Annotated in this window: 26 protein-coding genes; all 26 read right to left on the bottom strand. The window is 39.1% G+C overall.

Going from position 1 to position 26,359, the window contains the following annotated elements:
* Nucleotides 1–3: 3 nt before the first annotated feature.
* On the bottom strand, nt 4–1,128 hold the full coding sequence (gene rpoD, locus HNQ85_RS00585) for an RNA polymerase sigma factor RpoD (protein ID WP_181535205.1): 1,125 nt from the start codon (nt 1,126–1,128) through the stop codon (nt 4–6).
* Nucleotides 1,129–1,172: 44 nt separating this feature from the next.
* A complete protein-coding gene (dnaG, locus tag HNQ85_RS00580) occupies nt 1,173–2,975 on the bottom strand; it encodes a DNA primase (protein WP_181535203.1) in 1,803 nt (600 codons plus the stop codon).
* A 351-nt stretch (nt 2,976–3,326) separates the two neighbouring features.
* Nucleotides 3,327–4,139 (bottom strand): pyruvate, water dikinase regulatory protein, encoded by an 813-nt coding sequence (locus HNQ85_RS00575; RefSeq protein WP_181535201.1) that lies wholly within the window; start codon nt 4,137–4,139, stop codon nt 3,327–3,329.
* Nucleotides 4,140–4,151: 12 nt separating this feature from the next.
* Complete coding sequence (locus HNQ85_RS00570) at nt 4,152–4,781, bottom strand: helix-turn-helix transcriptional regulator (protein WP_343046478.1); 630 nt, start codon at nt 4,779–4,781, stop codon at nt 4,152–4,154.
* Nucleotides 4,782–4,947: 166 nt separating this feature from the next.
* Nucleotides 4,948–5,706: a DNA repair protein RecO gene (gene recO, locus HNQ85_RS00565; protein WP_181535199.1), complete on the bottom strand. Its 759-nt coding sequence runs from the start codon at nt 5,704–5,706 to the stop codon at nt 4,948–4,950.
* A 31-nt stretch (nt 5,707–5,737) separates the two neighbouring features.
* Nucleotides 5,738–5,881, bottom strand: coding sequence for a YqzL family protein (locus HNQ85_RS00560; protein WP_181535197.1), 144 nt, complete (start codon nt 5,879–5,881; stop codon nt 5,738–5,740).
* Nucleotides 5,882–5,980: 99 nt separating this feature from the next.
* Entirely contained in the window at nt 5,981–6,889 is a 909-nt protein-coding gene (gene era, locus HNQ85_RS00555; RefSeq protein ID WP_181535195.1) for a GTPase Era, read from the bottom strand.
* Nucleotides 6,882–7,280, bottom strand: coding sequence for a cytidine deaminase (locus HNQ85_RS00550; RefSeq protein ID WP_181535192.1), 399 nt, complete (start codon nt 7,278–7,280; stop codon nt 6,882–6,884). Before HNQ85_RS00550 ends, era begins: the two co-directional genes overlap by 8 nt.
* 126 nt (nt 7,281–7,406) lie before the next feature.
* A complete protein-coding gene (locus HNQ85_RS00545; RefSeq protein ID WP_181535190.1) occupies nt 7,407–7,775 on the bottom strand; it encodes a diacylglycerol kinase family protein in 369 nt (122 codons plus the stop codon).
* Between the two features lie 4 nt (nt 7,776–7,779).
* The gene (ybeY, locus tag HNQ85_RS00540; RefSeq protein ID WP_181535188.1) at nt 7,780–8,250 is read right to left on the bottom strand and encodes an rRNA maturation RNase YbeY; all 471 of its coding nucleotides are present in this window, start codon (nt 8,248–8,250) and stop codon (nt 7,780–7,782) included.
* Nucleotides 8,247–10,358, bottom strand: coding sequence for an HD family phosphohydrolase (locus HNQ85_RS00535; RefSeq protein ID WP_409994103.1), 2,112 nt, complete (start codon nt 10,356–10,358; stop codon nt 8,247–8,249). The genes ybeY and HNQ85_RS00535 overlap by 4 nt, the downstream gene beginning before the upstream one ends.
* A 247-nt stretch (nt 10,359–10,605) precedes the next feature.
* Nucleotides 10,606–11,568, bottom strand: a complete 963-nt coding sequence (locus HNQ85_RS00530) for a PhoH family protein (protein WP_181535186.1) — start codon at nt 11,566–11,568, stop codon at nt 10,606–10,608.
* A 7-nt stretch (nt 11,569–11,575) separates the two neighbouring features.
* Nucleotides 11,576–12,763, bottom strand: coding sequence for a sporulation protein YqfD (gene yqfD / locus HNQ85_RS00525; protein WP_181535184.1), 1,188 nt, complete (start codon nt 12,761–12,763; stop codon nt 11,576–11,578).
* A 10-nt stretch (nt 12,764–12,773) separates the two neighbouring features.
* On the bottom strand, nt 12,774–13,058 hold the full coding sequence (gene yqfC / locus HNQ85_RS00520) for a sporulation protein YqfC (RefSeq protein ID WP_181535182.1): 285 nt from the start codon (nt 13,056–13,058) through the stop codon (nt 12,774–12,776).
* A gap of 122 nt (nt 13,059–13,180) precedes the next feature.
* Nucleotides 13,181–13,627, bottom strand: coding sequence for a GatB/YqeY domain-containing protein (locus HNQ85_RS00515; protein WP_181535180.1), 447 nt, complete (start codon nt 13,625–13,627; stop codon nt 13,181–13,183).
* A gap of 15 nt (nt 13,628–13,642) precedes the next feature.
* A complete protein-coding gene (gene rpsU, locus HNQ85_RS00510) occupies nt 13,643–13,816 on the bottom strand; it encodes a 30S ribosomal protein S21 (RefSeq protein ID WP_003393897.1) in 174 nt (57 codons plus the stop codon).
* Nucleotides 13,817–14,036: 220 nt separating this feature from the next.
* The gene (gene deoC / locus HNQ85_RS00505) at nt 14,037–14,705 is read right to left on the bottom strand and encodes a deoxyribose-phosphate aldolase (RefSeq protein WP_181535178.1); all 669 of its coding nucleotides are present in this window, start codon (nt 14,703–14,705) and stop codon (nt 14,037–14,039) included.
* A gap of 241 nt (nt 14,706–14,946) precedes the next feature.
* On the bottom strand, nt 14,947–16,302 hold the full coding sequence (gene mtaB / locus HNQ85_RS00500) for a tRNA (N(6)-L-threonylcarbamoyladenosine(37)-C(2))-methylthiotransferase MtaB (protein ID WP_181535176.1): 1,356 nt from the start codon (nt 16,300–16,302) through the stop codon (nt 14,947–14,949).
* A 10-nt stretch (nt 16,303–16,312) separates the two neighbouring features.
* Nucleotides 16,313–17,065, bottom strand: a complete 753-nt coding sequence (locus HNQ85_RS00495) for a 16S rRNA (uracil(1498)-N(3))-methyltransferase (RefSeq protein ID WP_181535174.1) — start codon at nt 17,063–17,065, stop codon at nt 16,313–16,315.
* A gap of 15 nt (nt 17,066–17,080) precedes the next feature.
* The gene (gene prmA / locus HNQ85_RS00490) at nt 17,081–18,019 is read right to left on the bottom strand and encodes a 50S ribosomal protein L11 methyltransferase (RefSeq protein WP_181536457.1); all 939 of its coding nucleotides are present in this window, start codon (nt 18,017–18,019) and stop codon (nt 17,081–17,083) included.
* A gap of 25 nt (nt 18,020–18,044) precedes the next feature.
* Nucleotides 18,045–19,175: a molecular chaperone DnaJ gene (dnaJ, locus tag HNQ85_RS00485; protein WP_181535172.1), complete on the bottom strand. Its 1,131-nt coding sequence runs from the start codon at nt 19,173–19,175 to the stop codon at nt 18,045–18,047.
* 203 nt (nt 19,176–19,378) lie between these two features.
* Complete coding sequence (gene dnaK, locus HNQ85_RS00480; RefSeq protein WP_181535170.1) at nt 19,379–21,211, bottom strand: molecular chaperone DnaK; 1,833 nt, start codon at nt 21,209–21,211, stop codon at nt 19,379–19,381.
* A 19-nt stretch (nt 21,212–21,230) separates the two neighbouring features.
* Entirely contained in the window at nt 21,231–21,833 is a 603-nt protein-coding gene (gene grpE / locus HNQ85_RS00475; RefSeq protein WP_181535168.1) for a nucleotide exchange factor GrpE, read from the bottom strand.
* Between the two features lie 118 nt (nt 21,834–21,951).
* A complete protein-coding gene (gene hrcA, locus HNQ85_RS00470) occupies nt 21,952–22,986 on the bottom strand; it encodes a heat-inducible transcriptional repressor HrcA (protein WP_181535166.1) in 1,035 nt (344 codons plus the stop codon).
* An 84-nt stretch (nt 22,987–23,070) separates the two neighbouring features.
* Nucleotides 23,071–24,213 (bottom strand): radical SAM family heme chaperone HemW, encoded by a 1,143-nt coding sequence (gene hemW, locus HNQ85_RS00465; RefSeq protein ID WP_181535164.1) that lies wholly within the window; start codon nt 24,211–24,213, stop codon nt 23,071–23,073.
* Nucleotides 24,214–24,414: 201 nt separating this feature from the next.
* Nucleotides 24,415–26,241 (bottom strand): translation elongation factor 4, encoded by a 1,827-nt coding sequence (lepA, locus tag HNQ85_RS00460; RefSeq protein ID WP_181535162.1) that lies wholly within the window; start codon nt 26,239–26,241, stop codon nt 24,415–24,417.
* Nucleotides 26,242–26,359: the final 118 nt, after the last annotated feature.

Raw genomic sequence — 26,359 nt, 5'->3', positions numbered from 1 at the left:
TCTTTACTCTAAAAAGTCTTTTAAGCGTTTGCTCCGGCTTGGGTGACGCAATTTCCGAAGCGCTTTTGCTTCAATTTGACGAATGCGCTCACGAGTAACGCCGAATACTTTACCGACTTCTTCAAGAGTGCGGGTACGGCCATCGTCTAAACCAAAACGTAAGCGAAGAACGTTTTCTTCACGATCTGTAAGTGTATCCAGTACATCTTCCAACTGTTCTTTCAGCAGTTCATATGCAGCATGTTCAGAAGGGGAAGTCGCTTCTTGATCTTCAATAAAGTCACCTAAATGTGAATCATCTTCTTCACCGATTGGCGTTTCCAAGGAAACTGGCTCTTGAGCAATTTTTAAAATTTCTCTTACTTTTTCCGGAGTCAAGTCCATTTCTTCAGCAATTTCTTCTGGTGATGGCTCGCGGCCAAGATCCTGAAGAAGTTGACGTTGCACTCTGATTAGTTTATTAATTGTCTCTACCATATGAACAGGAATACGAATTGTACGCGCTTGGTCAGCAATCGCACGAGTAATTGCCTGACGAATCCACCAAGTTGCATACGTGCTAAATTTATATCCTTTGCGGTAATCAAATTTTTCAACAGCTTTTAATAATCCCATGTTTCCTTCCTGAATTAAATCAAGGAACAGCATACCGCGACCTACATAGCGCTTGGCAATGCTGACAACAAGACGAAGGTTCGCTTCTGCAAGGCGACGTTTCGCTTCTTCGTCACCTTGTTCAATTCGTTTCGCAAGTTCGATTTCTTCTTCAGCTGACAAAAGTGGAACACGACCAATTTCTTTTAAGTACATACGAACCGGGTCATTAATTTTCACTCCCGGCGGCACCGTTAAGTCATTTAAATCAAATTCTTCTTCTTTATCGAGAACGTCTAAATCCGGATCGTCATCTAAATCAGATTCGCTAACAATATCGATTCCTTGCTCACTTAAATATTCATAATATTCATCTACTTGATCAGGGTCGAGATCAAAACCGGACATACGCTCTGCAATTTCTTCATACGTGAGAACACCACGTTTTTTTCCAAGTTCTACTAACTGTTCTTTTACTTGTTCTAGTGTTACATCAGAATCTGTTTGTTTTGAACGAGCTGAATTCTCAGCCATTTTGTCTCCTCCTTCCAAAACTTAACAACAAATAATAGGAGCATTTACAACAACAACTTTTTCATTTCAATCATTTCTTTAGCAATTCGAGCAGCTTTTATAAAATCTTTTTGTCGTTCCGCTTCGTTTTTCTCGATCTCTTTTTCCTTTAGCTTTAACCATTTTGGATAATTCAACACATGTTTTATATAGTCATTTAACTCTTGGGAAGAGATGTCTTCATTAATGAGAAGCATCGATAACTCAGTCACTAATTTTTTTAGCTGTTCATCGTTTAAACGCTGAATAAAAGCACTTACATCTGGCTCATTTCCCTCTTCATAAAACGCGTACAAGTAAGTGACAATCGCCCGATGTTCTTCAATATTAAAGTTTCCTTGCACAGCCTGTTGCACCGTGAATGCAACCTCTCTGCTTCGCAACATATGTGCAATCAACATACGCTCTGCATTATGAAAAGCGGGAAGCAACTTTTTCTCGGTTGTTTGTTTACTTACAGCAACTTTATACAAAGAAGAACTTTCATCTTTTCGATTACTTTGTCTATAGCGATGCAACTGTTGTCGCAATGCCTCTAAAGAAAGAGAAAACTCGTTTGCCAGCTGCCGCAAATAGTAATCCAATTCAACAGGATTAGAAAGCTTAGCAAGCTCCTGCAATACTTCATCAACGTAACGAATTTGATCACTTTCGTTTTGCAAGTTTTTCCCTTTTTTTAAATATGTCATTTTAAATGACATAAAAGAAACGCTTGCGTCAATGACATCTGTTCTAAACCGCTCAGGTCCAAATTTGCTTACATATTCATCAGGATCAAGTCCGTCCGGCATTGTGGCGATTTTCACATAACATCCTGCCTCTGTCAATAATTGAGAGGCACGAAACGCCGCCTCAATCCCGGCCTTATCTGCATCATAACAGATAATAACCGACTCCACATTTCTTCGAAGAATTCGCGCTTGCTCATCTGTTAGAGACGTTCCCATTGTCGCAACGGACTGAGGTAAACCAGCCTTAATCGCCGCAATCACATCGGCAAACCCTTCGAACAAAATCGCCTGCTGATTTTTTCGAATATGTACACGGGCATTGTGGAAATTGTACAAGATTTTGCTTTTATTAAAAATCATTGTTTCTGGACTGTTTAAATATTTAGGTTGACCTTCTCCTAAAAGTCTACCAGAAAACGCAATTGTTGCGCCTTGATGATCATGAATTGGGAACATAATTCGGTTGCGGAAGCGATCAAAATAAGAGCCATCCTCTTTTCGAATAACAAGACCGGCTTTTTCCATCATATCAAGCGAAAAGCCATGGCCCGCTAGCAGCTTGGCCGCAACGTCCCATGAATTTAAAGAGTAGCCAATTTCAAACTGTTCAATGATTTCACGCGTGAAACCGCGAGCAAGCAAATAATCAAGCGCTTCTTGTCCTTCCTTTGTGTTTAAGAGCAAATGATGGTAAAATTTCTTTAGAAGCTCATGAGCTTCAATCATTTTCGAAACTTCATTTGCTTTTTGATTTGCGTTTGGACGGCTCTCGATGTGCGCATCAGGCAATTCGATATTTGCCTTTGAAGCTAACCGTTTTGCAGCCTCAACAAAAGAAATCCCTTCTATGTCCATAAGAAAAGAAAAGACATTGCCACCTGCTCCACAACCAAAACAGTGAAAAATTTGCTTATCTGGAGAAACGGAAAAAGAAGGTGTTTTTTCTCCATGAAAAGGACAAAGTCCAAAATAGTTCCGCCCCTGCTTTTTTAGTTGAACGTAGTCACTAATGACGTCAACAATATCTACAGAACGCCGAATCTGTTCAATCGTTTCCTCAGGAATACGGTAACCCATAATAACCGCTCCGTATCTTATTATTCTAGACCTATGCCAAATCTCCTGCGAGTTTCGACAAATTTTTTTCTAAGCTTTGTATAGTCGGTTTTGATTTCGTACGTTTCTTTATTCTACATGACTCCACAAAATCCTGCTACTTTCGAATGGTTTTACAGACGATTTTTGTCGAATATTTCAATTCACTATCTCTTGACAAGTAACTATAAATAGTTTATTCGTTCTATGTCAAACCTAAACCTGTTTATATACATTTTTATCACAATTTTTTATTATAATATAAATATTAATAATACGCTATAAAAAAATTCAAAACAAAATAAAAGCACATTTCACTAAACAGTGAATGTGCTACAATTGCCCTTTTTTGGCGATGATATTCATAATGACGTTGGCTGTTTCTTCCACTGCTTTGTTTGTAACATCAATAACATCGCAACCAATTTGTTGAACAACTTGATCAAAATAATCGAGTTCCTCTTTAATGCGATCAATATTAGCATAAATCGCTTTATCATCTAGACCAAGGGCTTTTAATCTTTCCCGGCGAATATGATTTAATTTTTCCGGGCTAATTTTTAACCCGAAACATTTTGTTGGCGACACTTTAAACAACTCTTCAGGTGGTTCGACTTCTGGAACAATCGGCACATTAGCAACTTTAAAGCGTTTATGCGCTAAATATTGTGATAATGGGGTCTTTGATGTTCTAGATACACCGATTAATACAATATCGGCACGCAAAATCCCCCGTGGATCACGTCCATCATCGTATTTTACAGCAAATTCAATGGCCTCTATTTTTTTAAAATAATCTTCATCCAACACTCTTACTGGACCAGGTTCGTTGCGAGGTGTTAAACCAAACAAATTTTCCATTTTTCCAATAAGTGGCCCAATAATATCATACACTTCCACCCCTTCACGTGCCGCTTCTTCCATTAAAAACTGGCGCATTTCTGGCACGACCAATGTGAAAGCGATAATTCCTTGATTCATCTTAGCAAGCGCTACTACTTCTGCTAATGTTGTTTTATCTTCTACATAAGGCACTCGCTTTAGCTGTATGGAAGGGCTATTAAATTGACTTGCTGCCGCCTTCACAACTAACTCAGCTGTCTCCCCACCAGAATCGGAAACAACATATACGAATCGCTGGCTCATCTCAATCCCCCTCTAAATCAAATCGTCTTTTGCTAAATCAACGAAAGCCTTTGTCATGTTTGTTTTTGTAATTCTACCGACTACTTCATATCCTTTCTCCGTCTTTTTTACTACTGGCATCGCATCAATTTGCTTTTCAATTAACCTCTGTGCAACTTCAATTAATAAGTCATCTTTATAACACATCGTAATATTTGGCATCCTTGTCATTATAATATTAACAGGGATGGAGCGTAGTTCTTGTTTTCCGATGCTTGCCCGCAACAAATCTTTACGGGAGAGAACACCAACTAATAATGAATCGTTGTCAATGACAAACAACGTGCCAACATCTTCTAAAAACATCGTCACAATCGCATCATATACGCTGACACTTTCATTCACGACAACAGGAATGGATTGATAATCAGCTACTTTTATTTTTTTTATTTTATCTGCCAGCAATTGCGATCCTGTTTTTCCTGTATAAAAATAACCGACTCTTGGTCTTGCTTCCAAATAGCCAGCCATTGTTAAAATCGCAAGATCAGGGCGAAGTGTCGCTCTTGTTAAATTTAGCTTTTCAGCGATACTTTCTCCTGTAATTGGTCCATGATCCTTTACAATCTGCAGAATTTGTTCTTGGCGCTTATTGAGTTCGATTTTAACTCACCACCTTATAAAAAGATCAAATAGGCTATACTCATTATAAAATATTATAACTGAATTATCTTTTTTACATAAGGAAAAATATAACAAAACAATATATAAAACGGGAAAAGGCTGTCCCAAACAAAAGGGCAACCTCTTATCAAATATATCCTCCTCTTTAGGATTGTAAACCTTTCCTTAATTGTTCCATTTGCTTTAAAAAGCGTTTTGTTTTCAAAGCTAACCCTGAATATTCTTCATAATAGGCGGAAATGATTCGATGCAGCTCTTTTTTCGTTTCTTCTTTCACCGAGATTTTCCCTAACCGAGACAAATCAACATAATAAAGCAATCTTAACAGCTTAATCACGCTAGGAGAAACATGGAAACAGTAAGGGTCTTTATCATAACAATAATGGCAAATAAAGCCCCCTTCCTTGACCGAAAACGCAAACTTCCCTTCGGTTCGCTGACAAACCGCACAGCCATCTAATTTCGGATATAATCCTAAAACATTTAACATTTTCATTTCGTAAATGTATGTAAGTATATCTAAATCCAATCCTTCATTCATATACTGTAATGTTTGCAAAAGCAATTCAAACAAATAAGGGTTCGGACGCTTATCTTCCGTCGCCTTGTCCGTTAACTCGACAATATAAGAGGCATAAGCAGTCGTAAAAATGTCTTCACGAATTCCCCTCATCGTCTGAATTGCTTCTCCTTGCTGCAGAGTGCCTACACCATGGCTTTTTTGAATTAAAAAATGACCGTATGTAAACAATTGAGTAACAGCAGAAAGGCGGCTGCTTGGTTTCTTCGCTCCTCGCGCCATTGCAGCCACCTTTCCCCACTCTCTTGTAAACAACGTAACAATTTTATTGGTTTCGCCGTAATCGGTTATACGAATGACAATGCCTTCACATTTTTCAAACAAAACCATCACCACTCAAGCTGATTCAAACAGCTCAAAAAACCGGATAATCTATTTCTGCTATTTCCTGTTCTTTCTTTTCGGCTGTATCTTGGTTCTCTCTTTCCAACTCCTTAAAAAGGAGATATGTGTCTATATTGCCTGTTTGGCTAAAAAGTTTCCAAGTAAACTCTAGCATCGAACCACACCTTTCCGCCGTAGGCATAGCATATAATTCAAGATTGTAGTTATAGGTTAGCCTGGCCGTTTCAAAATCATGCTATATAAAATTTGTTAATTAATACTCATCTTCCCTGAAACCGAAATCACGAAGCTGCGAAATCCTGTTACGCCAATCTTTTTGCACTTTTACCCACAGTTCTAAAAACACTTTGGAGCCAAGCAACGCTTCAATATCCACTCGTGCCCGTTGGCCAATTTCCTTAAGCATTCGGCCTTGTTTTCCAATGATAATTCCCTTTTGTGAGTCGCGCTCGACAATGATGGTTGCGCTCACATAGACCGTACTGCTGTCCTGGCGTCGTTCAATTGCATCAATGACAACTGCAATCGAATGCGGAACTTCTTCACGCGTCAAATGCAATGCTTTTTCGCGAATCAGTTCGGCAATGATAAATCTCTCTGGGTGGTCCGTTACTTGGTCTGCTGGATAATATTGTGGCCCTTCCGGCAAATATTTTTTTATTTGTTCAATTAATGTTTCCACGTTATTTCCTTGCAGAGCGGAAATCGGAACAATCTCTGCAAATTCATACAAGGATTTGTATTGTTCAATTAGCGGCAATAAATCATCAGGGTGTACTTGATCAATTTTATTAATGACTAAAAATACAGGAGTATTAATTTTTTTCAATCGTTCGATAATAAAAGCATCGCCGCGTCCAAATCCTTCTTCAGCATTAATCATAAATAAAATCAAATCGACTTCTTTTAAGGCATTTTCCGCTACCTTCATCATAAAATCGCCAAGTTTATGCTTTGGTTTATGAATTCCAGGGGTATCAATAAAAATGACTTGTGCATCATCTGTTGTGTAGACACCTTGAATTTTATTGCGTGTCGTTTGTGGCTTATCGCTCATAATCGCAATTTTTTGTCCAATTACCCGGTTTAAAAACGTTGATTTTCCTACATTTGGTCTTCCGATAATAGAAACAAACCCTGATTTATATCCTTCTCTACTCATGCAAATCCTCCGATGAAAATGCTCCTGGTAATAGTTCTCTGACTGTTAGTTCTGTTATGTCACCTTTGAGATTCGTTAAAATGACCTTCATCTCCGGCGAACATAACTCTGAAATGACTTGTCGGCACGCCCCACAAGGTGGTACAGGGCGAGGTGAATCAGCAATTACTGCCAACGCTGTATATTCTTTGTCTCCTTCAGAATATGCTTTAAATAAGGCTGTACGTTCAGCACAATTACACATGCTGTAAGCAGCATTTTCAATGTTGCAGCCGCGGTAAACTTTTCCTTCTTTCGTTAATAATGCTGCCCCAACTTTAAATTTGGAGTAAGGAACATATGCATATTCTCTTGCCTTTTTGGCTTCTTCAATGAGTTGGTTAATATCCAAGTACAGTCTCCCTTTCCTTCCAAATGAAGCACCACTCTATTTCTTATTTTACACGAATCTTATTTAAAATTCATCTTTCTTTAGAGATAAAATTAACAGAAAAATAAGAATTTTTTATCAATCACCTCAGCTTACGAGTGCTATGAAATGAGGAAAAAAGATGATTGCACCTATTATAACAGATATAATCGCAAACACAAAAACCGCTCCTGCAGCAACGTCTTTTGCTATTTTAGCGAGCGGATGAAATTCAGGGGTAATTAAATCAACAACCCGTTCAATGGCGGTATTCACCATTTCTAGAGAAAATACAACGCCAATAGTGATAAGAATGAGCAACCATTCCGTTTTTGAAAGGTCGAACATCCAAGCCGCCATACAGACAAATAAAGCGGCTACACAATGAATCTTCATATTTTTTTCATTTTTAAATGTAAAAACGATACCTTCCCATGCAAAGGAAAACCTTTTTAATAATCGTTTCCACTCTTTCATCGTCTTAACGTTTCAACCCGAATTGTTCAAGAATTTGTTCTTGTTTAGAAAACATTTCTTTTTCTTCTTCTTCCGTCTCATGGTCATATCCTAATAAATGAAGAAAACCGTGTACTACTAAAAAACCAAGTTCTCGCATGAATGAGTGACCATACTCTTCCGCTTGCTCCCTTGCTTTTGGAACGGAAATAATGATGTCTCCTAGCACAGGCGGAATCTCTGCACCGACAATCTCGATTTCTTCGTCCCCCATCTCTTCAAGGGCAAACGAAATCACATCTGTCGGCTTGTCTTTACCGCGATAATCGCGATTAATTTCGCGAATTTTTTCATTATCAACAAACGTAACGCTTACTTCTGCTTCATCTTGGACATTCTCTACTTCCGCTGCATAATTTAGCAATTTTTCAATCATATCCATTTGTTCTTCTGTTACTTCGTTTGTTTCATCAATAAAATCAATGATTAATGTCATGCTTGTTTCACCTTTTCCTTTCGAATTTCAGGATATTCAATTCGCGAGTGAAAAACGCCGTTTAGCGTCTCGCAAAGCGATTGAGCTACAAGTTCCAGCTCTTTCAGTGTAATGTTACATTCATTGAACTGATTATCTTGCAAACGATCAGCAATAATGCCGCGCACGACCTTCTCAATTTTTTCTTGCGATGGATTCGACAGCGATCGAACGGCTGCTTCAACGCTATCGGCAATGCTAATAATAGCCGCTTCTTTTGTTTGCGGTTTCGGTCCGGGATATCGGAATTCTTCTTCTGATACATAACCGGATTGCTGTTTTGCTTTATGATAAAAATATTTCAATAAAGTGGTCCCATGATGCTGCTCAGCAATATCTATTATTTCTTTTGGCATCTTATGCTTTTTTAACATAGCTACTCCATCGGCGACATGAGCAATGATGATGTTTTTGCTTAGCTGCGGCGACAAATGGTCATGAGGATTATCCCCTATTTGGTTTTCAATAAAATAGCGGGGACGCTTTGTTTTTCCAATATCATGATAATACGCAGCAACTCTAGCCAGCAAGCCATTCGCTCCAATCGCTTCGCATGCTCCTTCTGATAAATTCGCTACCATTAGGCTATGGTGATATGTTCCTGGGGATTCTGTCAAGATTTTCCGTAATAAAGGGTGGTTAGGATTCGACAGCTCAATTAATTTCATTGATGACAAGATCCCGAAACCAGCCTCTAAAAATGGAAGCAATCCAATCGTTAATACTGAGGAAAAAATGCCAGAAATAATCGCCATCATGACAAAAATTCCTATTTCAATCAGCGAATAATGGCCGTTATTCATAAAAACTATCGCTATAATCATTACAGTATTAACAAGCGATACAAAAAGTCCAGCTTGCAAAACTTTAGCTTTTTGAAGCTGTTTATTTAAAAATACAGCTCCAGCTAAACCGCTGGCCAGTAAATAAACCCCAGCAGAATAGTTGAACGTTCCAGTAATTCCCTCATTAAACATAATGCTTCCGCATATTGCATAAACAATATTCGTCACAACAGCCAATTGCTCATTGAAAAGGATGCGGATTAAAATGGTTCCAACAGCAACAGGAACTACATAGGCAACATCGGTTAAGTCAATTTCCTGAAGCAAACTTATGAGCTTCATCATAATTAACGTAATCGTAAAAATAGTCACGTATACAAATAAATAAACATTTCGATGATGATTTTCCGGCTTAAATCTCCAAAAATAATATAAAATCGGTGTTAATAACAATATAACAAAAATGCCAAGGCCGATAAAAGGCTGAATGGTCTTTTCGCTCTCCAACAGGCCGACAAGCTTTAATTGTTTGTAAATTTCATTCGTAATAAACTGTCCTTCTTCAACGATAATTTGCCCTTGCAATATTTTTACCGGTTTCACTTCATCCATTGCTTGTCTTCGCTTCTCTTCTGTTGCTGCTTTGTCGTAAATGACATTAGGAATAATAGCATATCTGGCCAATTGAACAACCGCATCTTTCAGTTTATTGTTAACAATCACATACTTTAATTCATTACCGACGCGCATTTTCGCATAATCTAAATCTTTTGAAGTAATCCGTTCGCTCATGATCGTATTAACTGCCGTAACGGTCGCTTCTTTTGCTAATTGTAAATTGGATGGTTCAGCTGTTAATAAAGAATTCCACTGTGTTTCTGACAGATGAGTATATAAATCGCTCGGCAACTTTTCTTTTAACTTTTGTAATTTTTCTAAATGAGTCGTTGACGTTTCTGTTTCTTCCTGAACTTCTGAAATCGTATTGAAAATAGATGAGATTAAATCAACACGGTTTTCCGCATACTCTTTTTTTAATGTATAGACGTCCGCTACGCGATCAGCCGCTTCTCTCCTCATTTTCTCGGTTTTTTCCTCATCTTCAATCGTAATCGGCGAGCGAATTGTTTCCTTAGAAATTTCAAATAGCTGTATATTATATTGTTCCGGCTTCACATGATGATATAACAAAACAAATGTCAATAACGCAAGCAAACCAAACATGGTATAGGGTAAAAATCGAGCATGTTTCATGTTTTTAACTGCTGAACCAATCCTCTTCACCGTTTTCCCCTCGCTTTTTAAACATCCATTCCTATATATCGCTCTTTTTAATTGCCTGAAACCTTTTCTAAAAAAATAGACCCATACAAATAGACGATGGGTCACTTTTTTAGGTTATTAAAAACGTCAAAGCAAATTTACTTTAGCCGAATCCCCTCTACTTTATTGGCCAACACATTGGAAATGCTTTTTTAGCCGCATTGGACACCTATCCGCAGCGCCAAATAACAAATAGCAAAACATCTGTCTATATTCCTGCTTTTTCATATGCGTCAATAATTTTTCCAACAAGCGGATGACGAACAACATCAGATTGTTCTAAAAAAACAAAAGTAATGTCATTGACATTTTGCAAAATTTCTTTTGCTACAGCTAACCCCGATTTTACTCCTTTTGGCAAATCGACTTGTGAAATATCACCAGTGATAACCATTTTTGAACCAAAACCTAATCTTGTTAAAAACATTTTCATTTGCGCTGGAGTTGTATTTTGCGCTTCATCTAAAATCACAAACGCATCTTCTAACGTGCGGCCCCGCATGTACGCAAGCGGTGCAATTTCAATCGTCCCTCGTTCAATCAACCGCTGCGTATGCTCGGGTCCTAACACGTCATTCAACGCATCATACAAAGGCCGTAAGTATGGATCCACTTTTTCTTTTAAATCTCCCGGCAAAAAACCTAAATTTTCTCCCGCTTCAACAGCTGGTCGCGTTAAAATAATGCGTTTCACAAGACCGCTTTTTAATGCGTTCACAGCCATAACAACAGCTAAATACGTTTTCCCTGTACCGGCTGGACCGACACCAAATACAAGGTCATGCTTTTTAATGGCTGTTACATATTGACGTTGGCCTAACGTTTTTACACGAATCGCTTTTCCTTTTGCGTTTTTCGTAATCTCCTCTTCATATAGCTCTGTGAAATAGTCAATTGTGCCATTTTTCGCCATTTGAATGGCATACATTACATCGCGCTCACTGATTGAAATTCCTTTCCGAACGACAATCAATAAATGGCGCAACACATCATCGACTAGTTGAACACGTTCAACATCACCAGAAACACTCACTGTTTCCCCTCTCGTCACAATGGAAACATCTAGTTCTTGTTCAATTCGTTTTAAATGAACATCATGAATGCCAAAAAGTGCAATCGCTTCGTTTGGATTTTCTAACTGCTGATTAATTGTTATTAGCTTTTCTGACATCCTCTATCTAGTCTCCTTGAATAATAGGTTGTGGTATCCCAATATTTTCTATTACTTGGTAATGCATCTCTACTCTTACTTTACCATTCTCTTTCGCTCGGTGCAAAAGTTTTTCGCCTTTAATGGAGGCATCATCTTCGAGTTGGCTGAGCAGTTCTTTACGCGCTATTTCTTTTGCTTTTTGGAACGCCTCTTCCCATGAATAGTTTCTCTCTACTTTCTCCTTTTCGCGATAAATGACACGCTCGTAAAAAAACGGCAATTCCCACCGCCAAAAACGAAACGGTTTTTTTTGCAGTTCGATTTCATAATGAGAAAATGTCGGCTTTTTAAATCCCCAAACTGGCAAAGATATATTTTTAAACGAGAGATAATGTTTTTCATAATATTTCCCCGTAAACACATGAAATGTTGATTGAAGAGGCAGGACAACTGTAGACTTGTACCATGTTTCCCCAAAAATTTTTCCTCGTGCTGGCACCATTTTCATTTGCCCTTCTTTTCCTATAAAACCTGAGACTAAAATTTGCCCTTTCGACACATAATCATTGACTGACACAAGTGGTTGTCCTTCTTCGACAAACATATTCGTAATCACTGCTTTCTTTTTAGCCACTAAATGACGAACCCCGATCTTTTTTTCCGGCTTTGGTTGATTTTTTTCCACCACTTGAAAATAAAAAGTCGTCCCTTTTAACTCGACACCAACCCATGTAATCGCGTCAATATGGTCTGTCAGCTTTTTTTGAATTGTATCCGGGTCATCAACCATAAATTGAAAAGCTCCTCTTTCAATCCCCATCTTTTTCAACTCTTTCAGGATTAAATACTCCGTCTCCGGTTTCGCTCCTCTTACTTGAATGTTCCATACCATATTAGAAAAAAGAAAGATCATCAATAAAAACAAAAATGTTCCTATGAAAAAGCCGCTATTTAATAATGTCTTTTTGATAAGGAACGGCACTCCACTTCTGTCTGTAAAATAGAGCTTGCATTCGCTTTTTCTAGCAATGAGACGAATCTTGGAAACGTCTTTTAAAAGCATATAAAAGCTTGCCGTATACTCATTATGCTTTTTTACTTTCCATATAAAAATATCATTTCGTAAACAAGCATTAATCAATCTTTCTATACCTCTTCCTTTAATTTCCACTTTGACACTGCCTGAAAAATAGTTCAACCATTGGTTCTTCATATTTCTCCCCCTACTCATCTAAATAAAGAACTTGGCTAATTTTCCCCTCTAGCAAAATTTCCTCAGGCAAAATCGTTTTAATGACAAACGTTTCTCCTTTAACGAGGAGTTGACCTTGTTTTAAGAGCAGTCGAATTTCTTTATCGCTAAAAGAAAGCAATCCTCGATGATTTTCTATGTATATATGTATTTGTCCAATCATCGTTATGCGCGGAAGATCCATTAAAATATCAGCGGGTAGTCCCATTTTATTTGTTAACCAATTTCTCATCTGCCGCCGCCATTTTCCAATCATAAAAAGACCCCCCTTTCATCTCATATGTATGAGAGAAACAGAGGGGATAGCACTTGATTTTCTTTATTTGGTAATACGATCTCAACATAAAAAAGACTGCTTCCATTAGGAAGCAGTCTTTTTTAAGATAAATGCTGCAAAACTAATTTGTTCACTAGAGAGCCATCCGCTTTTCCTTTCACTTTCGGCATGATTGCTCCCATTACTTTACCCATATCAGCCTTTGAAGAAGCGCCTACCTCGGCAATCGTTTCTTTAATTAATTGTACAATCTCTTCTTCACTTAATTGCTTTGGCATATATAATTCAAGAATCTGAATCTCTGTTTTTACTTTTTCAACAAGGTCTGAACGACCAGCGTTTTCGAATTCTTGGAGGGAGTCTTTGCGTTGCTTTAATTCACGAGAAAGCACAGTAAGCTCTTCGTCTTCGGACAACTGGCTTTTGCCGAGCTTAATTGCTTCATTCTGCAATGCAGCTTTGACCATCCGAATGACGGAAAGTTTTTCTTTTTCCTTATTTTTCATCGCTTGTTTCATATCATCATTTAAACGCTCAAGAAGACTCATGAAATACACCCTCTTTTAATACTTGCGCTTTCTAGCCGCTTCAGACTTTTTCTTGCGTCTTACGCTTGGCTTTTCATAGAATTCACGCTTTCTTGCTTCTTGTAACGTACCAGTCTTCGAAACGGCACGTTTGAAGCGACGAAGAGCATCTTCAAGCGATTCGTTTTTACGAACGATTGTTTTTGACATCCTACTTCCCTCCCTCCGAACAACACCGCTAACATTTCGATTGACATGCTCTAAACATGTACTTATCAATTATAATATAAGGAAACATTAAGGTCAACTAAAAAAGAAAACTCTTCCATAAAAAAAGGATGACCTAAAGCATCAGCCTACCTATCCGTATATCATGTTTATTAAGTGTATGAAGGCTAGACACTTATAGGTCAGTTCCTACAGTTTTCAATTAATAGCCTGTTGTTGTTTTTCCTTGAACAAGTGCTACACCAGAACTTGTACCGATGCGAGTCGCTCCTGCTTGGATCATCGCTTCTGCTCCTTGAAGATCACGAACACCACCGGATGCCTTTACGCCGATTTCCGGTCCAACTGTTTTTCGCATAAGCGCAACGTCTTCAACAGTTGCACCGCCTGTAGAAAAGCCAGTGGAAGTTTTCACATAGTCTGCTCCCGCTTTTACAGCTAACTCGCAAGCACGCACTTTTTCTTCTTCTGTAAGTAAGCAAGCTTCGATAATCACTTTAACAAGCGCTTTTCCTTTTGCTGCATCAACAACTGCCCGAATATCGCGTTCAACCAGTTCATCGTTACCGTCTTTTAGCGCCCCAATGTTGATAACCATATCAACTTCCGTTGCACCTTTTTCAATTGCGTCTTTTGTTTCAAACGCTTTTGTCTCCGGTGTGTTTGCTCCTAATGGGAATCCAATGACTGTACACACATTGACGTCTGTTCCTTTTAAAAGCTCTGCAGCTGTTTCTACCCATGTTGGATTTACGCAAACAGACGCAAAATTATATTGTTTTGCTTCCTCACACAATTTCACGATTTGCTCTTTTGTTGTATCTGCTTTTAACAATGTATGGTCAATCATCTTTGCAATATTTGTTGTCATATACAAAAATTTCTCCTTTCACATCAAGAAGTCTGACATCTATCATCATACCATTATCTTTTAAAAAAAGCGAGCTTTATGTATAATCTATCTCTAAATTTTTATTATAAACCCAAAGAAAAGAAACTGCCCAAAAGCAAAGTGTCGGACCCCACAACTACCATATATAGTACATAACATTCGATCAGAGCACTATCATATGATGAATTTCACGTGAGGTCAGACACTTTTAAGGCAGTCTTTAAGAACTTAATTGTATTTTTTCAAGAACGTCATCTTCAACAACGCGGACAAATTCCCCTTCATTATACGGATATCCTGCTTTTGTAATTTTCACTTTAACAAGCTTTCCAACCATATCTTCGGTTGCTGGGAATTTTACTTTCAAATAGTTATCCGTATAACCGACATATAAACCGCTGTTTGGTTCTTCTTTATAACGTTCTTCTGGAATAACTTCTAATACTTGTCCTTCAAATTCAGATGCATATTCTTTTGCCAGTTGATCAGACAGAGTGATAAGTCGATGAACGCGCTCATTTTTCACTTCTTCATCGATTTGGTTCGGCATTCTTGCAGCTGGTGTTCCTGTGCGTTTAGAGTATGGGAATACATGTAGTTCTGAGAAACGGTTGTCACGAATAAAATTATACGTTTCCATGAACTCCTCTTCAGTCTCTCCTGGAAAACCGACAATGACGTCCGATGTAACAGCTAATCCTGGCAATGCTTCACGTAATTGCGCGAGGCGCTCCGCAAAAAATTCTGTTGTATACTTGCGGCGCATCCGCTTTAACACGCTGTTTGAACCGGATTGAAGCGGAATGTGCAGGTGGCGGACAATTTTATTCGATTTTTTTAATACTTCAATAACTTCATCAGTAATTTGACTTGCTTCAATCGATGAAATCCGAAGACGCTTCAAACCGACGACTTGCTCATCAATATCGCGAAGCAATGCCGCAAAGTTATAATCTTTCATATCTTCACCGTAACCGCCTGTATGAATACCTGTTAAAACGATTTCTTTATAGCCGGCATTTACAAGCTGCTGAGCCTGACGAATCACTTCCTTCGGATCGCGGGAACGCATAAGCCCACGCGCCCAAGGGATAATACAAAATGTGCAAAAGTTATTGCAGCCTTCTTGAATTTTTAATGACGCGCGCGTCCGGTCCGTAAATGCCGGAACATCCAATTCCTCAAACACACGCGCTTTCATAATATTGCTTACACCGTTAATCGGCTGACGCTCGCGCTTAAATTGTTCAATATAATCAAGCATTTTCACCCGGTCTTGTGTTCCAACAACAATATCAACTCCAGGAATAGCCATTACTTCTGCCGGGGAGGTTTGCGCATAACAGCCCGTTACACAAATGACAGCATCCGGGTTTTGCCGAATTGCGCGGCGAATCACTTGGCGGCTCTTTTTATCTCCTGTGTTTGTTACTGTACACGTGTTAATGACGTATACATCAGCTATGCTTTCAAATTCTTTTCGCTCATAACCGGCTTGTTTAAATAATTGCCAAATCGCCTCTGTTTCATAATGATTTACTTTACAGCCTAATGTATGAAATGCTACTGTTGGCATCATTCTCACCTCACATTAATTCCAATTGATAAGAAACCGCTGCTAATAAATAAAGAGGAGCCGTTTCTGTGCGCAAAATCCGCGGGCCGAGACTACAGGAAATAAAGCCGTTTTCCTTTAATAATGATACTTCTTGCTCGGAAAAGCCGCCTTCTGGACCGAAAACAGTAAGAAGCGACTGTCCTGGCTTTATTTTACGTAATATCTCTGTCAAATTGGCTCGTTCGCCATTCCTTGCTTCTTCCTCGTAAGCAATGATTTTATAATCAACTTTCGTGGAAAATTCAATTAATTCGCGAATGGTCATAGGATGATGGACGACAGGAATTCTTGTCCGTTGTGATTGTTCCGCCGCTTCTTTCGCAATTTTTTCCCATCGCTCCACTTTTCGATCTCCCTTTTTTTCGTCCCACTTAACAACAGAGCGAGCCGCCAAAAAGGGGATAAACGAGAAAGCGCCAAGTTCTGTTCCTTTTTGAATGACAAGTTCCAGTTTATCCCCTTTCGGCAGCCCCTGGACAATATAGACATTGATCGGAAGCTCCGTCTGCTCTTCTACCCATTCTATAATATTGGCAATGACCTCATCATTGGTAATTTTTGTTATTTTACAGAAAGCCGCCTCGCCATTCTCGTTACAGCAAACAATTTCTTCTCCTTCGCGCATCCGCATAACACGGACGATATGATGATAATCATCGCCAACAATCATAACTTGTTGGTCATTGAAAAATTGCTCATTAGAAACAAAATAACGTTGCAAAGCGACACCTTCTTTTTACTCTTTTCTTGCAATAAAAGCAACCCAATCTTCCATGACTAACGTTTCTTCAATAATAAACCCGGCACGAATCAGTCCATCTTTTACTTCTTGCTTTTTTGCTTGAATAATTCCCGATGTAATAAAGAAACCGTCTTTTTCCAGCAGACGATACGCATCATCGATAAAACGTAAAATAATTTCCGCTAAAATATTCGCAACAATGATGTTTGCTGGTTCTTTTATATTGTCTAACAAATTATTTTGTGATACAGTTACAACGTTTTGCACTTTATTTAATTTCACATTCAACTTCGCGCTATCAACGGCCACTGGGTCTAAATCGAGTGCTTTGACTGATTTTGCTCCAAGCATCGCTGCGGCAATACTTAATATACCTGAGCCTGTTCCAACATCAATAACGGTATCATTTGGATGCACGCATTTTTCCAACGCCTGAATGCACATGACTGTTGTTGGATGCGTCCCTGTTCCAAATGCCATGCCCGGGTCTAGTTCGATAATAAGTTCATCACTTGAGACTGGTTCATACGTTTCCCAAGTCGGGACGATCGTAAACTTTTCAGAAATTTTTACGGGATTGTAATATTTTTTCCATGCTGTTGCCCATTCTTCTTCGTTAACTTCACTAATCGTGATCGAGTTTTTCCCTAAATCGATATCATACAACATTAGGTTGTTAATCGCTTGTTTAATTTCCTTGACTGTCTCTCCTAAGAAACTATTGACCGGTAAATACGCTTTAATAATAACTCCTTCTTCGGGATAATCATCAGGATTGAGTTGGTAGATTTCCCCGAAGGAAGTGTCCCGCTCTTTCGTCAAATCAAACGGATCTTCAATAACAACACCGCCTGCTCCCGCTTCGTGCAAAATATTCGAAATCGCCTCAACCGCTTCATGTGTCGTATGAATGCTAATTTCTGACCATTTCATCATCTACCAACTCCATTTTCCGAAATTATTCTCCCTTAAACGCCTTTTTCATTTTATCAAAAAAGCTGTCCTGCGCTCCATGTTGAGCGCTTTGACCGCCTAATCGGTCAAATTCACGCAATAACTGCTTTTGTTTTTCTGTTAATTTCGTCGGTGTGACAACACGAACAATAATGTGCTGGTCTCCTTGACCATAGCCTCTCACATTAGGCACACCTTTGCCTTTGAGGCGGAATTTCGTACCTGTTTGCGTACCAGCTGGAATTTTTAGCTTCACTTTTCCATGAAGAGTCGGTACTTCGATTTCATCTCCCAAAGCCGCTTGAGCAAATGTAAGTGGAATTTCGCAATAAATATCATCTCCATCGCGTTCAAAAAACTCATGCGGTTCTACGCGAAAGACGATATATAAATCTCCAGGTGGTCCGCCATTGATGCCGGCTTCTCCCTGTCCGGCGACACGTAATTGCTGACCATCATCAATACCAGCTGGAATTTTGACGTGAATTTTCTTGCGTTTTTTCACTCGACCGCTTCCACCGCACGTTGTACATTTTTCTTTAATAAATTGTCCTGTACCGTCACAATAATGACATGTTCTTCGATTGACAATGCGGCCAAACGGCGTCACTTGTTCGATGCTAATTTGTCCTGTACCTCGGCAATGGGAGCACGTTTCTTTTTTCGTTCCAGGCTTTGCTCCGGAGCCGTGACACGTATCACATGTTTCTTCGCGTGGAATTTCGATATCTGTTTCTTTCCCGAACGCTGCTTCCTCGAATGTTAATGTCATTGTATACTGTAAATCAGCCCCTGCTCTTGGCGCATTCGGATCACGACGTCTTCCCCCACCGAAGAAAGAACTGAAAATATCTTCAAAACCACCGAAGCCGCCGAAATCAAAATCAGTCCCGCCAAAACCGCCAAATCCTTGATTTGGATCCGTATGACCAAATTGATCATAATGAGCACGCTTTTGGTCATCACTTAATACTTCATATGCTTCTTTAATTTCTTTAAACTTTTCTGCAGCATCCGGTGCTTTATTAATATCTGGATGATATTGTTTTGAAAGTTTTCGGTACGCTTTCTTTATTTCATCTTTCGTGGCATTCTTGCTTACTCCGAGAACCTCATAATAATCTCGTTTGCTCATTACCATCCACTCCCGATTCACTCACATAACGGTAATTGTAACATTTGTCTCTTTATAAACGCAATATTTTTCATATTAAAATTATATATACCTAAAACAAATTCAGACAATGTTCCTTTTCATAGCAAAAAAGTCAAAGCCAAGACAGGCCTGACTTTGACTTTTTATACAATCGAACAAAGGAAGCGACTAGACTAAACATTTTACTTATCATCTTTTACTTCTTCAAATTCCGCATCAACGACATTGTCGTCTTTTTTGCTAGCGTTGTCTGTTCCAGCTGTTTGCTGTGCTTGTGCTTGTTTTGCCGCTTGTTCATACAACTTAACGGAAAGTTGTTGAACAATTTCTTGCAATGCGTTTTTCTTCGCGCGAATCTCTTCGATGTCGTTTTTCTCTAGCGCTGCTTTTAATGCATCTTTTGCTTCTTGCGCTTTTTTCACTTCTGCTTCATCAACTTTTCCTTCAAGCTCTTTTAATGTTTTTTCTGTTGTGAACACTAAATGGTCCGCCTCGTTGCGGAGCTCGGCTTCCTCTTTACGTTTTCTGTCCGCTTCCGCATTTTCTTCCGCTTCTTTAATCATGCGTTGAATTTCTTCTTCAGAAAGACCTGATGAAGATTTAATAGTAATGGATTGTTCTTTGTTTGTCCCCAAATCCTTCGCACGTACATGAACAATACCGTTTGCGTCAATATCAAACGTTACTTCGATTTGTGGTACACCGCGCGGAGCAGGCGGAATATCTGTTAATTGGAAACGACCAAGCGTTTTATTGTCAGCAGCCATCGGACGTTCCCCTTGTAATACGTGAATGTCAACCGCCGTTTGGTTATCGGTTGCTGTTGAGAAAATTTGCGATTTACTTGTTGGAATCGTCGTGTTGCGCTCAATTAATTTTGTGAATACTCCACCCATTGTTTCAATACCTAATGAAAGCGGAGTAACGTCAAGAAGCACAACATCTTTCACATCTCCAGCGATAACACCGCCTTGAATCGCTGCACCAATCGCAACAACCTCGTCAGGGTTTACTCCTTTATGCGGCTCCTTACCGATTTCTTTCTTAATTGCTTCTTGAACAGCTGGAATACGCGTAGAACCACCAACAAGAATAACTTTATCGATATCGCTTGCTGTCAGTCCTGCGTCTTGTAATGCTTGACGAACAGGTCCCATTGTGCGTTCGACAAGATGAGCAGATAACTCTTCGAATTTCGCGCGAGTTAATGTTGTTTCTAGATGCAGTGGACCTGTTTCGTTTGCGCTGATGAACGGCAAGGAAATTTGCGTTTGCGTTACACCAGAAAGATCTTTTTTCGCTTTTTCTGCTGCGTCTTTTAAGCGTTGTAACGCCATTTTATCTTTTGATAAATCAATGCCGTGCTCTTTCTTAAATTCTTCTACTAGATAATCAATGATCACTTGGTCAAAATCGTCACCGCCAAGGTGGTTATCACCAGCAGTTGCTTTTACTTCAAATACGCCATCGCCAAGTTCAAGAATCGATACGTCAAACGTACCGCCACCTAAGTCATAAACAAGAATCGTTTGGTCTTCATCCATTTTGTCAAGTCCGTAAGCAAGCGCTGCTGCTGTCGGCTCGTTAATGATACGTTCCACTTCTAAACCGGCAATGCGGCCCGCATCTTTTGTTGCTTGACGTTGCGCGTCGTTGAAGTATGCAGGAACTGTAATAACCGCTCTTGTTACCGGTTCTCCTAAGTATTCTTCAGCATATGATTTTAAGTATTGCAAAATAATCGCAGAAATTTCTTGTGGCGTATATTGCTTTCCTTCAATTTCCACTTTGTAGTCTGTTCCCATATGACGTTTAATAGAGATGATGGTGTTTGGATTTGTAATCGCTTGACGTTTTGCCACTTCCCCTACTTGACGCTCACCGTTTTTAAACGCCACAACAGATGGAGTTGTCCGGTTTCCTTCAGGGTTTGGAATAACTTTTGGTTCTCCGCCTTCCAACACGGCTACGCAAGAGTTCGTTGTACCTAAGTCGATACCGATAATCTTGCTCATAGTAACACCCTCCTATGTCTTATTGGCTAACTTTTACCATTGATGGACGAATCACACGATCTTTCAATTTATAACCCTTTTGAAATTCTTCTACCACTGTATTTGGTTCATAGTTGCTGTCTTCTACTTGCATAACCGCCTGATGCAAATGCGGATCAAACGGCTTGCCTACAGCCTCGATAACCTCGACACCTTCTTTTTTCAAGGCATCAATTAACGAACGATAGACCATTTCCATTCCTTGAAGAATCGATTTTGTTTTATCATCTTCTGCTTCCACCTTAAGAGCACGTTCGAAGTTGTCTAAGGCAGGTAAAATGTCTGTCACTAAACTTTGAGCGCGATATTTTTCCGCTGCCTCAAAATCAAGTCTTGTGCGACGGCGGAAATTGTCAAAATCAGCATGAAGACGAAGATAGCGATTTTCTAATTCTTGCAGCTTCTCTTCAAGCTCCGCAATTCTTTTCTTCGCAGCCGTTAACTCATTATTTTCTTCTGTCTGTTCTTCTGTCTGTTCTTCTGTTTGCACAGACTGCATTTGTTCAGAAGTTTCTTCCACTTCAACGGCTGCTTCTTCTGATTTGTATGTAGTCGCTTCTTCTTGCTGTAATTCTTTCTCCATCGATTTCACCTCCCTCGAAGAGATCATCTCTATATATGATATATGTCTACATATGTATGAAATTCAAAGGAAAGGATGGAATGTTTTTACAATCCATCCACTATCAATATGACCAACCTTAGTTATTTTGATACCATTGCGTAAGTACTGTTGATAAATCAGAGGCTACACGATTCAATATCGTAATGACGCGGGAGTATTCCATGCGCGTCGGACCAAGAATCGCGATCGTTCCTAGCTGCTCAGTTCCAGCAGAATACGTTGCTGTAATTAGGCTGCAATTTTCCATTCCGCGCAATTGATTTTCCTTACCGATTGTCACTTGAATGCCTTGTTTATTATGCTTGCGCAATAAGTTGTAAAAATCTTTTTCTTGCTCAATCATTGTCATAATGGAACGCACTTTTTCGATATCATTAAACTCTGGTTGACTGAGCATGTTCGTTTTTCCGCCAAAAAACATTTTTTCCGCTGGCTGCAAATCCAACGTGTCAGAGATCGTTTTTAACATGCTATCATAGTTGCGAATATGCGCTCTTAAGACATTCGCTATCTCTTTATAAATTTTATCCTTCAAGTCAACAATCGGTACACCAATGAGACGCTCGTTTAAAATATTGACCATTTTTTCTAAATCAGATGGGTTAATCGAAGATGGAATCGTAATGACCCGATTTTCGACATGACCCGTATCAGTTACAATAATTGCTACAGCCGTTTCTTTATTCAACGGAATAATTTGGATTTGTTTTAGTTTATTTTCCTTTACAGCTGGTCCAAGAACAATCGACGTATAATTGGTCAAATCCGATAAAATTTGCGCTGATTTTTGCACAATTTTTTCCAGTTCATAAATACGCTCAGCAAAAATCGATTTAATTTTTTCGATATCATCTTGCGTTAATCGTTGCGGTGATAATAGATGGTCAACATAATATCGATAGCCTTTTTCCGATGGCACTCGACCGGAGGAAACATGTGTTTTTTCAATGTAGCCAAGTTCCTCTAAATCCGCCATCTCATTGCGAATCGTTGCTGAGCTGAACGTAATTTCCTCTTTTTTGGATAATGTTCTAGAGCCTACCGGCTGACCAGAACGGATAAAGTCATCAATAATAGTTTGTAAAATAAGTAATTGGCGATCAGTTAACAACTATCATCACCTCTGTTAGCACTCATAGACCTTGAGTGCTAAATCTACTATTAAGGTATCAAATCCATACGTTTATGTCAACGTTTATATTACACCGATAAACGCTTGAAATACTTCATTTCCAAGCAGTTTGCCGCGGTGTGTAAGACGGATATGGGTATCTGTTTCTTCGAGCAGTCCCCTTTGTTTTTGCTCGGCAATCTGATTGCCAAATACATCATAAAGAGAGCGGTGATATTTTTGCACAAACTTTTCTTTAGAAACCCCTTCCGTTTTCCGTAGCCCAAGAAACATTTCCTCTTCCATTTTTTCTGCCAACGTAACCTCATGACTTTCTATATACGGAAAACCGGTTTCTTGAATAAGGTTCATATATTTTTTTAACGGTCCGGCATTGACATTTCTCTTGCCGTGTACATAGCTATGCGCCCCGGCACCGATACCAAAATATTCTTCATTATTCCAATACGTCAGATTATGACGGCTTTCAAACCCAGGCTTTGCATAGTTGCTAATTTCATATTGTTTGTAGCCATGACGTTCCATTTGTTCCATTGCCCATTCATACATTTCTGCTTCCTCCTCCTGAGTAGGCAATGGAAGCATGTCTTTTTTCCATAAATTATAAAACACTGTTTTCGGCTCAATAATTAAAGAATAAGCTGAAAAATGCTCGACATCGAGTGAAAAAGCAATATTAAGCGTTTCTCGGAAATGATCGATTGTTTGTTCGGGAAGACCGTACATTAAATCAATGCTAATATTGGAAAAACCGATTTCTTTCGCCATTTCAATCGTTTGCAATACATCATGTTTTCGATGCGTGCGCCCAATTTTTTGCAACAACTTGTCATCGAATGTCTGCACACCGAAACTAAGGCGGTTCACCCCTGCTTCTTTTAACAGTTTCAGCTTCTTTTTTGACAATTCATTTGGATTTGCTTCAAACGTGAACTCCACCTCGTTTACATTAAAACGAAAATACTTATAAATACTATTTAAGAAACGATCTAGCTGCTTTATCTCTAGAACAGTCGGGGTACCGCCTCCAACAAAAATGGTTTTCAGTTCAGCAGCCGGAAAGTTCTCTATTATGTTTTTCATTTCTTTCTCCATCGCCTGTAAGTACTCATCTACTGGCTGTCCTTTAAAAAATACTTTATTAAAATCACAATAATGGCAAATTTGTGCACAAAATGGAATATGAAAATATGCTGCTTTAATCAAGAATGATCACAACCTTCTTAATGCATAATTTGACATGCCATCTTTTATCTGCACCGATTAAACTAAAAAACAAGGGGCTGACCCATAAGCGTCTAACCTCACGTCCATTTCACAATATATAGTTCATTTATCTATTATGTCCTATATATTGTGTTGCGGGGTCTGACACTTGTTTTTAGGTCAGCCTCTATTTATCTGCTTTTATTTTTTGTCATCGATCTTCAATACTGCCATGAATGCTTCTTGCGGTACTTCAACGGAACCGACTTGCTTCATGCGCTTTTTCCCTTCTTTTTGCTTTTCAAGAAGCTTACGTTTACGAGAAACGTCACCGCCGTAACATTTGGCAAGCACGTTTTTCCGCAATGCTTTAATGGTTGAGCGGGCAATGATTTTGTTACCAATTGCCGCTTGAACAGGTACTTCGAACTGCTGGCGTGGAATTAAATCTTTTAGTTTTTCAACAATCACTTTGCCACGCTCATAAGCAGAGTCGCGGTGAACGATAAACGACAACGCATCGACTTTTTCACCGTTAAGGAGAATATCCATCTTCACAAGCTTAGAAGGCTTGTAACCAATTAACTCATAATCAAATGAAGCATAGCCTTTTGTGCTTGATTTTAAGGTGTCAAAGAAGTCATAAACAATTTCTGATAACGGAATTTCATAAATTAAGCTGACGCGCTTCTCGTCTAAGTATTGCATATCAACAAAAATACCGCGCTTACTTTGACATAATTCCATTACAGGGCCAACATAATCATTCGGAACCATAATCGTTGCTTTAACATACGGCTCCTCAACGCGTTCAATTTTTTGCGGATCCGGCATATTGGAAGGGTTATCGACTTGAACTTCTGTGCCGTCCGTTAAATATACTTTATAAATAACGCTTGGCGCCGTGGTAATTAAATCAATGTTAAATTCACGCTCAATTCGTTCTTGAATAATTTCCATATGCAATAATCCTAGGAAACCACATCGGAAACCAAAACCAAGCGCTTGCGACGTCTCCGGTTCGAATTGCAACGCCGCATCATTTAGCTGTAATTTTTCCAACGCTTCACGTAAATCGTTATAACGTGCCGTATCAATAGGATACATGCCACAGAAGACCATCGGATTTAAACGACGATATCCAGGCAAAGGCTCATCCGCAGGATTTTCTGCGTCTGTAATCGTATCCCCGACGCGCGTGTCACTCACATTTTTAATAGACGCTGTTAAAAACCCTACATCGCCAACAGTGAGTTCATCCACTAATTTTGGCTTTGGTGTAAATACACCGACTTCCACGACCTCAAATTCTTTGCCTGTTGCCATCATTTTAATCTTTTGTCCCGGCTTTACCGTTCCTTCGACAACGCGAATATAGGCAACAACACCTCGGTAAGAATCATATAAAGAGTCGAAAATCAACGCTTTTAGCGGTGCATCAGGGTCACCAGATGGAGCTGGAACTTTTTCTACGATTTGCTCAAGAATTTCTTCTATTCCAATTCCAGCTTTTGCTGAGGCTAGTACTGCTTCTGAAGCATCTAACCCAATCACATCTTCAATTTCCTGGCGAACGCGCTCCGGCTCTGCGCTAGGTAAATCAATTTTATTAATAACAGGCAAAATTTCTAAGTTATTATCTAAAGCTAAGTAAACATTTGCCAGCGTCTGCGCCTCGATTCCTTGCGCAGCATCGACGACAAGGATGGCCCCCTCACAAGCGGCTAAACTGCGTGACACCTCATACGTAAAATCGACATGTCCTGGTGTGTCAATTAGATGGAAAATATACTCTTCTCCATCTTTTGCCTTATATTTTAGTTGAACGGCATTTAATTTAATGGTAATCCCGCGTTCGCGCTCTAAATCCATTGAATCTAGCATTTGTTCTTTCATTTCACGCTCTGATAACGCACCTGTTTTTTCAAGAATGCGGTCAGCTAACGTTGATTTTCCATGGTCAATATGAGCAATAATGGAAAAATTACGGATTTTCTCTCGTCTTTTTAATCTTTCTTCACGATTCATATTCTTTCACTCCTACTATAATCCCGAAACTACACTAGCTTTGATTATAGCAACACAATGAGTAAGATTCAATTAGATAAATATGAAAAAGCGGATCGTCAAACACCACAATAGCGAA

The organism is [Anoxybacillus] calidus, assembly GCF_013760845.1.
Classification (GTDB): Bacteria; Bacillota; Bacilli; order Bacillales; family Anoxybacillaceae; genus Paranoxybacillus; species Paranoxybacillus calidus.
The sequence above is the reverse complement of the archived record's forward strand: the minus strand, read 5'-3'. Positions and strand labels throughout refer to the sequence as shown.